The sequence below is a fragment of the Megasphaera intestinihominis genome (assembly GCF_040096415.1).
Taxonomy (GTDB): Bacteria; Bacillota; Negativicutes; order Veillonellales; family Megasphaeraceae; genus Megasphaera; species Megasphaera intestinihominis.
Genome location: NZ_JBBMEU010000071.1, coordinates 1 through 10571 on the forward strand (window position 1 = coordinate 1; position 10571 = coordinate 10571).

General features: G+C 47.8%; 10 protein-coding genes. All 10 read left to right on the forward strand.

Annotated elements, in window-relative coordinates; translation table 11 throughout:
* Window positions 1-148: 148 nt before the first annotated feature.
* The 10 genes from WMO23_RS09785 to WMO23_RS09830 all read left to right on the forward strand — a co-directional run bounded on the left by WMO23_RS09785 (window position 149) and on the right by WMO23_RS09830 (window position 10505).
* Window positions 149-763 carry a type 1 periplasmic-binding domain-containing protein gene (locus WMO23_RS09785; protein WP_349173918.1) on the forward strand — a complete coding sequence of 205 codons (615 nt, stop codon included), beginning with the start codon at window positions 149-151 and terminating at the stop codon, window positions 761-763.
* A gap of 9 nt (window positions 764-772) precedes the next feature.
* Window positions 773-1723: a capsule assembly Wzi family protein gene (locus WMO23_RS09790; protein ID WP_349173930.1), complete on the forward strand. Its 951-nt coding sequence runs from the start codon at window positions 773-775 to the stop codon at window positions 1721-1723.
* A 248-nt stretch (window positions 1724-1971) separates the two neighbouring features.
* Window positions 1972-2766, forward strand: coding sequence for a tyrosine-protein phosphatase (locus WMO23_RS09795; RefSeq protein ID WP_292282601.1), 795 nt, complete (start codon window positions 1972-1974; stop codon window positions 2764-2766).
* Window positions 2767-2785: 19 nt separating this feature from the next.
* Window positions 2786-3442, forward strand: coding sequence for a polysaccharide biosynthesis/export family protein (locus WMO23_RS09800; protein WP_020311727.1), 657 nt, complete (start codon window positions 2786-2788; stop codon window positions 3440-3442).
* 26 nt (window positions 3443-3468) lie between these two features.
* Window positions 3469-4926 carry a GumC family protein gene (locus WMO23_RS09805; RefSeq protein ID WP_292298431.1) on the forward strand — a complete coding sequence of 486 codons (1458 nt, stop codon included), beginning with the start codon at window positions 3469-3471 and terminating at the stop codon, window positions 4924-4926.
* Entirely contained in the window at window positions 4914-5588 is a 675-nt protein-coding gene (locus WMO23_RS09810; protein WP_349173921.1) for a CpsD/CapB family tyrosine-protein kinase, read from the forward strand. The genes WMO23_RS09805 and WMO23_RS09810 overlap by 13 nt, the downstream gene beginning before the upstream one ends.
* A gap of 196 nt (window positions 5589-5784) precedes the next feature.
* Window positions 5785-7155 carry a sugar transferase gene (locus WMO23_RS09815; protein WP_349173923.1) on the forward strand — a complete coding sequence of 457 codons (1371 nt, stop codon included), beginning with the start codon at window positions 5785-5787 and terminating at the stop codon, window positions 7153-7155.
* A gap of 155 nt (window positions 7156-7310) precedes the next feature.
* Window positions 7311-8132: a glycosyltransferase gene (locus WMO23_RS09820; protein WP_349173924.1), complete on the forward strand. Its 822-nt coding sequence runs from the start codon at window positions 7311-7313 to the stop codon at window positions 8130-8132.
* A gap of 376 nt (window positions 8133-8508) precedes the next feature.
* Window positions 8509-9480, forward strand: coding sequence for a DUF6625 family protein (locus WMO23_RS09825; RefSeq protein WP_349173926.1), 972 nt, complete (start codon window positions 8509-8511; stop codon window positions 9478-9480).
* A gap of 2 nt (window positions 9481-9482) precedes the next feature.
* Window positions 9483-10505: a glycosyltransferase family 4 protein gene (locus tag WMO23_RS09830; protein ID WP_349173928.1), complete on the forward strand. Its 1023-nt coding sequence runs from the start codon at window positions 9483-9485 to the stop codon at window positions 10503-10505.
* The last annotated feature ends 66 nt before the right edge of the window (window positions 10506-10571 follow it).

A 10571-nucleotide genomic window follows, 5' to 3' on the forward strand; every position in this document is an offset into this window, starting at 1 on the left:
GTGGAGAGAGTGTAAGCCGCCGCAACTCTTTGGAGTCAGTAGCGCTGTTCTCGTTGAAGCAGGAAGCTCCCGCCTCTCTAGGCGGGAGTACGTTCACAACTTTATGTATGAAATAGTAATAATGCATATTAATTATGCTTTTTATTTTATGATGAAGTGGAGTTTGATGACGATGAAGACGACCTTGATGAGTGCTGTCCTGCTGAGTTTGGGTATGACGGCCAGCGTATTGGCAGCACCGGCGACGACGGCCAACGTTTCCGTAGACAGCCCGTATTATGGCTATATCGAAAAATTGAGTGCCATGGGCTATCTCGATACTATGCCCAATGGGGCCAAACCGTACAGCCGCATGCAGATGGCTCAATGGGTCGTCCAGGCTCAGGATAAGGCACAGACCAAACCCATGCCGAAATACCTGGCAGACCAGGTCGATGCCCTGGCCCAGTACGTAGCCCCGGAAGTGGCTACCCTGCGTGGGGAAAAGACCTACGACCCGCTGAAACTCCGCTCGGTCTCGCTGACGGCAGCAGCTCAGATCTCGGATACGCCGCGCCATTCCTATAGCCATATTGATCGCAGTCATACTACTAATGCGGGCTGGCAGACCTTTGGGGCCAATCGCAATGGCTATAAATACGGCCGTGACGGCAATGGCATCTTGGAAGCTGAAATTTCCGGGAACATCGGCCATGAAACGGCTATCGCCCTGCGGCCGCGCTTCAGCTATGACAAGGACAACGACTTCAGCGCCAGCCTGTAAGAAGGCTATATCAAGACCCGAGCCGGCATCTGGGCCTTTGAAGCCGGCAAAGAAGCCATGACCTGGGGGCAGGGGGAAACGGGCAACCTGGCCTTAGGGAACAACATGCGTCCCTTGACGACCATCCAGGCTCATTTCATCGAACCTCAGCGCGTCGGCGGTTTCTTCCGTTTCCTCGGTCAGGCAGACGTCCACCTTTTCTACGGTTTCCTCGAAGGCGACCGGCGTGATCGTGCGGCTGCTCTAGGTTCGAAGTATAAAGATTCTGACGATGCCGGTCTCATCGGCATCCGCGCTGACTTTTCGCCGACATCATACTTCACCTTCGGCCTGTCCCGCCTGTCCATGCTCGGCGGTGACGGCAATGGTCTGGATAGCTCCGACTGGGGCCATTGGCTCTATGGCCGCAATGACGATGCCGATAAGGACCGCTGGGATGACATTGCCGGCGGCGACTTCCGCCTGAGCCTGCCTGGCGTCACCTTCTATGGCGAACTCTACGGCGAAGACCAGTCGCACTATATGCCGTCCAAAGTCGCATACCGGGCCGGCATCTACCTGCCGAAACTGACTCATGACGGGTCCTGGGACATGACCTTGGAAATGGCTGACACCAGCGACGTCTGGTACGGCCACCAGCGCTTCAATAACGGCTGGACCTATCATGACGCCATCATGGGCGATGCCATGGGCCGCGATGCCCGCAAATACTACGGTGCCATCCGCCACTATTTGCCTCATGAAACATCCCTCGGCCTCTATGCCCAGCGGACCGAAATGGAACGGGGCATGCGCGTCCATCCGACTGTCAATGAATTCGGCCTCACCGGCCAGACCAAACTGGGTCAGGACGTCTACTTAAGCGGCATCATCGGTTACGCCAACGTAGAAAACGCCGACTTCACCATTCATACAGACCACGACAAATTCGCCACCGCCACCATTCAGTGGAGGTATTAGAATACGGCTCTCTTGATAGGCCCTTTTTGGCCCGTCATGGACTGACCGGAGGGAAGTGCATGACGGTTGCCAAAACGGAGAGCAGTGCTGGAGTTGTCAGCGAAGCTGACTGAGAGGTTTCGCAGGCCGGCGCCCACGACCAACCAACCTCTCCGGCCTTTCAGGCCACCTCCCCTATAAGGGGAGGCATAACGACGAACGATCTACGATGAACGACAGGGGCCCCGGCCCCCAGACGGAGAACTATCATGATAGACATTCACTCACATATTTTATACGACATTGATGATGGCTCTGAATCGCTGGACATGTCGCTGCAGATGCTGCGCATGTCCGTCGATTCCGGGGTCACCGATATTATTGCGACGCCTCATGTCAATCGTCAGGGCCATATACCGGCCTGGCAGACGATTCTCGACAAGGTAGCCGCCCTTCAGGAAGAAGCGGATAAGGCTCAGATTCCTATTCGTATCTATACGGGCGCGGAAGTGGAACTCAACGGCGATACGCTGCGCTTTATGAAGGAAAATCACGACGATTATTGTCTGGCTGGCAGCCGCTATGTCATGTTGGAACTGACCGACCAGTCCCAGCCGGATATCGTCGAAAAGATGATTTATGAGCTGCAAATGCGCGGGTTCCTGCCACTTCTGGCCCACGTAGAACGCTATGAGCGCCTCATGGAGCGCCCGGAAACACTTCTGGCATGGATGAATAAGGGCGTCCTGGCTCAATGCAATACAGGCAGTTTCACGGGCTATTTCGGCTCGAAACTGCAGCAGCGCGTCCGCGACCTCTACCGCAATGGCATGATCCACTTCCTCGGCAGCGACGGGCATCGCGTGGAATCTCGCACGACGGATATACGCGAAGCCCACGAAGAACTGGACCGCCTGGCTGCCAAGGATAAGCAGCACGTCAATCTTTGGAACACGGCGACGCGCAATGCCGAATGTATTTTAAAGAACCGCGTCTTTTATCCCGACTTGCCGTCGCACTGGCAAAAGGAGAAAAAAGGCTTTTTCCATCGTCTCTTTGGTTGAATATAGGATGTGAATACAGATGTTAAAGAAAAGTATACTGGCACTGGCCGCCGTGACCGCTTTGTGGACCGGGACGGCCTGTGCCGAAGAGTATTATATGCGGCCTGGCGATGAGCTCAACATCGTTGTCACGCAGCAGCAGGACCTGGGCAATTCATCAACGAATCAGTCGCCCTTCGTCGTCCGGCCCGACGGCAACGTATCCTTTCCCTTAGTCGGGGAAATCCACGCCGAAGGTATGACGGTTTCCCAGTTTACTGACGTCCTGCAGCAGGGCCTGGCCCGGTATATCGTCGATCCCGATGTATCCGTCAATATTTCCAAGTTAGGCCGCGTCCGGGTCTACGTCTTTGGTGAAGTCAGGAAGCCCGGTGCCGTGGAACTGGAAAAGGGCCATACCGTCATCGATGCCATCGGCGCCGCCCAGGGTTTTACGCGGGATACGGCGAAGAAGAAGATTTTCCTCATCCATCAGGACCAGCCGAAGTCGCTCATTCCCATTAACCTCAATAATATGCTCAAAACCGGCGATATGTCGCAGAACGTCACCCTTCGCGAAGGGGACATCCTTTACCTGACCAAGAACCATCGCATCGACTTTGCCCGCGATATTGCGCCGATCTTCAGTAGTATTTACATGATTACCGAAGCGAAAGACAACTTAGATAACAATTAGTATTTACCATACAGGAGTTGAACAGGGTGGAAGAAATAACCATTGATTTGAAAGACCTCTTTCAAGTTGTCATGGCCAACAAGAAGAAAATCGCGGCTATTACGGCGGCCTTCATGATTGCCGGCGGGGCCTATCTGCTCGTCGCGCCGCCGGTGTACCAGTCGACGTCGCTGCTGCGCATCAAGCAGGATAAGGGCCTGGGCGATTCGATTTTGTCCAAAGTATCCGGCGGCAATGCCATGGACGACAAGCAGCGCATGATGACCGACGCAGAAATCCTCAAGAGCCGCAACGTCGTCCTGCCGGTCATCGCCCAGACAGAAGAACGCGATGAAAACGGGAAATTGCCCGACTATGACGGCTATGTCAAGAGTCATATCATTACCAAACCGTATAAAGATACCGAAATTCTGGAAGTCGACGTCACCGGCAAGTCGCCGGAACAGGCCCAGAAAGCCAATAACCTCATCATCAAGGGCTTTATGAACCGCCTGACCGAACTGAGCCATGACGAACAGAAGCGGACCCGCGAGTTCCTGGAAAAGAGGCTGGCCGCGTCCAAAGACGAATTGAGTCAGGCCGAAGATAAGCTGCAGCAGTATCAGGCCGCCAACAAGATGTACTCTACCGACGACCAGATGAAGCAGCTTACGGATAAGCTGAACATTGTCGACAAGGCTAAAGCCGAAAACCAGCTCAACCTGGAAACGGCCCAGGCCGGCCTGAGCAGCGTCAATGAACAGCTCAGCTCGGCTGGCGTCTCCATCGCCGACAGCCCGGCTATCCAGCAGTATAAGACCCAGCTGGCTCAGCTGGAAGCGACCAAAGCCAGTTACGTCGGCAAATATACGGATGAACATCCGAAGATGCAGGAAATCAACAATCAGATCAACTCCACCCGTGATTCCCTGAACCAGGAAATCAGCAAAATCGTCGCCCAGCAGGCGCCGTCCAGCAATACTGTCCAGCAGGGCTTATTGGCCGATAAATTCAAGAACGAAGCGGCCATTGCTGTTGCCCAGAGCAAAAAGACGGCCCTGGACCAGATGGATTCGGAAAATGACGCCATCATCGCCTCCTTACCGGAAAAGGAACAGGGCTTCGTCCGCGTCAAGCGCGATGCCGACGTCAACAACGAAATCTATGTCATGCTGGCCAAACGCCTGGAAGAAGCCAAGGTCGCCGAAGTCATGGTGCCGAACGAAGTACAGGTCGTCGACTGGGGGACATTGCCGGAAAAACCGATTAAGCCGCGGAAAGTCCTGATTATGGCCATCATGACCTTGTTAGGTCTCATCGTCGGCATGGGGACGGTCATCGTCCAATCCCTCATGTATCGCAAGATACGGACGGCCGAAGACGTGGAAAAAGAATTGGGCCTGCCTGTCCTGGGCATGATTCCCGATACCAATACCTTGCAGAAGGAACCGGACAGCAGCCATGGCCTGTGGTCGAAACTTAGGAGGAAATTATGGCGGAAATAGATTTCATCACCCATTATGACAGCCGGTCGCCGGTATCCGAAGCCTATCGGGCTATCCGGACGAATTTGCAGTTTGCCGGTGCTGGAAAGCAATTGAAAACCCTCGTTTTTACGTCAGCTGTTCTCCACGAAGGGAAATCGACGACAGTTGCCAACTTAGCCATCGTCATGGGACAGGACGATAAACACATCCTGCTCATAGACTGCGATATGCGTAAACCCGTCGTCCACCGCCGCTTTGGCCTGCTCAACCGGGGCCTGAGCAACTGCTTTGCCGAAGACCTGCCGCTGAAAGAAGTCATCCAAGCCGATGTCTTTCCGAACCTGGACGTCGTCACTAGTGGCCCCATCCCGCCGAACCCGGCAGAACTTCTGGGATCGAAGAAAATGAAAGCCCTCCTGCAGGAAGCGGCCGAAGCCTATGACTACGTTTTCTTGGATATGCCGCCGGTCCTGGCTGTTACCGATGCAGTCCTTATGAGCAGCCTCCTTATGAGCAGCCAAGTCGATGGAACGGTTCTCGTCCTCGGCAGTGGTGACATCAGCCCGGACGAAGGTAAACAAGCCCAATCTGTTTTAGAAAAAGTTCATGCCAACATCCTCGGCGTCATCTTAAATAAAGTCCCACAGCACCACAAGAGCGGCTACTATTACTATTACTAATACTATTACGACGAAGACCATCATAAAAAGCGCCGCCGGCGGTAGGGGCCGCCATAACCGGCGGCCCGCGCGAATCCTGTGCATAGCCCAATGAATGATATGCGGAGGTAGGGGCGCCCACTACAAACTAAAAACTGCAAACTACAAACTATTACTTCAAACACCACGGGGCCTGCAGCCCCGGAAAGGAGAGGTCATGAAGACCCGTGTCTACCCTACGTCGCGCAAGCTTTTCGGCTTACTGGGCGACGTGACTATCATCACCCTTACATATCTTGTCTTGACCTATCTGCTTGTCAATCCGGCAGCGGTAGAAGCGCACCATGTCCTGTACTCGGGAATGCTTCCTGTTGCCGTCATCTTCACGGTCATGATGTTCAGTATCAACGGTCTTTATACGATTGAACACAAGCGCTTCAGCGAAGTCCTGATCAGTCTGGCTGTCAGTCTCTTCCTGGTCCTCATCCTGGTCATGGCCTTGAGTTTTGTCATTCATGAATTCACTTATTCCCGGGTATTGATTATTTCCAGTACGGCCGTACAATTCGTCCTGCTCGGTTTTTGGAAGCGGGCCGTCCAGCGTTGGGAACAGAGCCTTCATCCCGTCCGACGCGTCATGATTATGGGCAACGAAGACGAATGTCGTCATGTCCATTACCGCATGAGTGCCCAGCCTCAGCTCAAGCTGAAGCTCCAGCACGTCATCATGGACCCGCAGAAGGATTGGCGTCAGGAACTGGAATCCTGCGACATCGACACACTCATCATCTGCTCGGATATCCCCCTTACAACCAAGGCGGATATCGTCAACTATTGTACAGATAAGGAAATTCAGCCGTATATCATCCCTAGCTCCTATGAGATTTTCTGCAACGGTGCCATGCTGCAGAAAATCGACGACATCCCGGTCTTCCGGCCCAAGAGCCTGCGTCTCAGCGTCGAACAGCGGGCCGTCAAGCGTACCGTCGACATCATCGTGGCCGGTATGGCCGCCATCTGTGCCTTGCCCTTCGCCATTCCCGTCGCTCTGGCTATTAAACTCGGTGATGGCGGTCCCGTCCTCTACAGCCAGGTCCGTGTCGGCCGCTTCGGCAAGGAATATAAAGTCTATAAATTCCGTTCCATGCGCGTCGATGCGGAAAAATATTCCGGTCCCCAGCTGGCGACGGAAGACGACCCGCGCATTACCAAAGTCGGTAAATTCATCCGTGCCACCCGCCTGGACGAACTGCCGCAGATCCTCAACGTCCTCAACGGCGACATGAGCCTCGTCGGTCCCCGACCGGAACGGCCTTTCTTCGTCGAAAAATTCAAAAAAGAAAATCCCGAATATGCTTATCGTCATAATGTCAAACCGGGTATCACCGGCCTGGCCCAGGTTTTTGCCAAATACAACACCACGCCGTACGACAAACTCGTCTACGACCTGATGTATATCGAAAACTACAGTATCTTGGAAGATTTCGTTATTATGATTCAGACCATCAAAATTTTAGTTACTAAAAGCGCAACTGAAGGCAAAGACGTCAGCGGCAAAGACCTGGACCTAAGCAAATTCCAGCGCTAAGCCTCCCCTTAAAGCCTCCCCTGCGAAGGGGAGGGGGGACCGCTTGCGGTGGTAGGGTTCTTTCTCAAGATGGTTGCCAAAACGGAGAGCCGTGCTGGAGGTGGCCCGGAAGGGTCGGAGAGGTTCTTCCTATTTTTAAAAAGGATGGATTATTTATGCCTGTCAATTATTCTGTTTTAATGTCTGTTTATTACAAAGAGCATCCTGATTACTTACGGCAAAGCATGCAAAGCATTTATGACCAGACCGTCCTGACCGACGACTTCGTCCTCGTCTGTGATGGCCCGTTGACGCCGGAACTGGATGCCGTCATCACCGACATGCAGCCACAATTCGGACCGCGCCTGAACGTCTGCCGTCTTAAAAAAAACGGCGGTCTCGGCAAAGCTTTGAACTTCGGTATCGGACAGTGTAAAAATGACCTCGTCGCTCGCATGGACTCTGATGACGTCAGTCGTCCCGAACGGTGTGAACGGCAACTTGATGTGTTCCGGGATCATCCTGAATACAGCCTGGTGAGCGGTATCGTGGAAGAATTCGATGGCAATATCCATCAGGTAACCGGCTGTAGGGTTGTTCCTGAAACACAAAAAGAAATCATTCAGTTTGCCAAAAAGAGAAATCCTTTCAACCATCCTTGCATTATGTACAAAAAAAGTGCCGTCCAGGCAGTAGGGAGCTATCAGAATTTCTACCTGCTGGAAGACTACTATCTATGGATTCGCATGCTGCAACAAGGATACATAGGCTATAACATTCAGGAACCCCTGCTGTGGATGCGAGCTGGTAGCGAAATGTACAAACGGCGGGGCGGGTGGAAGTATGTGGAATCCCAGAGAAAGCTATTTGCGTATATGTCTAAGAGCGGATTTATCAGTCAGACCGATTATTGGGTTCAAAGTATGGTAAGATTGGTTGGCGCTGTTATGCCTAATTGGTTACGGACAATATTATTCAAAAATATACTTCGCAGATAAACGTTTATATAATAGAGGTTTATGAGGAGTATTTTCGAATGTTTCGGCTGAAGATAATAGTGGTGCTACTGGATTAGGGACAAAATCCAGAAACTTCAGTGAATCAGTACGACACGGATGTTTATATCGATGTTTGATCCATAATCTCTGTAAATGTAATTTGATTTGTATGGATTCTGATGAAGCAAGCTATCCGGATTGTTGCGCAAAACAGCTTAAGATTTTTTATCTATAGTATATTTAATGGTATTGTGGAAGAATTTGATGTAATATTTCTAACTAGTTGTTTATCGAATTGTGCCGGAATCCAATAGAATATTAGTTTAAAAGAAATAGTAACTAATCATAGCAAATTGTAGAAAGAAGGTGCAATATCATGCCTAGATATTTGCTTATTTGCCCATATTTTGGCAAGCTTCCTGGAAATTTTCAGCTTTGGCTAGATTCTTGTGCGTATAATACAAAAATTGATTTTATTGTTTTTACAAATGATAGGACTGAATTTAAAATTCCTCAAAATGTAAAAATTATTTATCTGCAATTCAAACATATTCAAGAGATAATTCGAAAAAAATTTTCTTTTGTCAAACATGATATTAAACCATATAAGTTATGTGACTTTAAACCAACTTATGGTTATCTATTTTCAAAGTATATTTTTGGTTATGATTATTGGGGAAATTGTGATGTGGATTTGATTTACGGAGATTTAGCTAAATTTTTACCGTCTGATCCATATGATAAAATCTCGAACCTAGGACATACAACTTTTTATCGTAATAATAAACTAATAAATATGGCATTTACGAAAAGTAACAAAAACTTTTTAACTTATCAAGAAATATTAGCTTCTAATGCGAATTTTGGCTTTGATGAAATTGGTAATTATGGCATTAAGCAAATATTTATCCGGAATAAATATCCTATTTTTCCATTAGAAAAAAATATTGCTGATATTTCACCTAATAATTCTAATTTAAGACTATCACATTATGACTATAAAAAAGACTGTTTTTATGAAGATAAATTTGATTCTATTATTTCATTTGAAAAAGGGCATGTTTTTACATGGAAACTATCTGTTAAAGGGGGAATTGAGAAAAAAGAAGTAGCATATGTACATTTCCAAAAGAGAAAGATGATTGATTATCGGAGATATAAAAAAAGCCAATATTTTTTAATTGGAGCACATGGTTTTTATGATTATCAAGAAATCACACAGGAATTATTAGAAAGTTTTCATGGGCGGAATATTGACAAAGAATTGATTTATCGAAAATTTAAGGCTCTTAAAAATAGAATCAAACGTGAAGTTGCAATTAGACAATTAATGAAAGGAAGAATATAAGAATGAAAATTTTGGTGACGGTAAACACATACTATCCTAAATTGGATGGAGTGCAGGCCGTGACAGACTATCTTACAACTGGTTTAGCTCAAAAGGGGCACGAAATTACGGTCGTTACGACAATGTCACCAGGACTTCCTAATGAAGAAATATATAAAGGAATTAGGGTTATTAGGGTTAATGTTTACACTAAATATGCTTGTTATTATGGTGATAAAAATGCTTATCGTAAATTGATTCTCGAGCTTACCAAACAAAATGATGTAATGATTAACGTCTGTACTCAACAAGCACTAACTGATCTGTTGTTTCCAATTCTTGATGAGATTCCTTGTAAAAAAGTTTTACATATTCATGGAATTAATGACTTTAAATGGAGAAAAAGTGATTTTGTTGATTTGAAGCATTTTGTTTATAAAATCTGGAAGAATTTCCAATGGTGGAAATTATATCAATTTAATGCCGATGCAATAAAAAAATATGATGCAGTACTGCAACTACATCGCTTTGATCCAGGATATATTTTTTTTAAAAAGAAATATGGAATAAAAAGCTATATTTTAGAAAATGCATGCGATGAACAGTTTGGAAACCTAAGCAAAATTAACAAAGAAAAATATTGTATATGTATCGCAAATTATACGATACGTAAAAATCAAGCTTTTTTGCTGAAAGCATTTTATCAGGCTAAAATACCGAAAGACTGGAAATTAATATTGGTAGGAAGTGAAAAAAATGCATATTATGATAGCCTAGTAGAGCTTTCTCATAAGATGGAAAGATTATATGGGCATCATAATATTGAAATTAAGACAAACGTTTCTCGTAAAGAAACTATTGAATTGGTGAAAAATGCATCAATTTATTTATTGGGAAGTACTTGGGAAGCTTTTTCTATTTCTATTATCGAATCTATGGCCTCTGCGGTACCATTTATTTCGACCAATACAGGAGTAACAAGATTTATGCCAGGAGGAGTTGTTGTAGATAGTGTAGAGAGTATGAGTTATTGGATGGGAGTGTAAAATAGTTTGTGTAAATCGGTATTGCATGAATCTACTTTATGCCCCATACTGGGGTAAACAAAGATA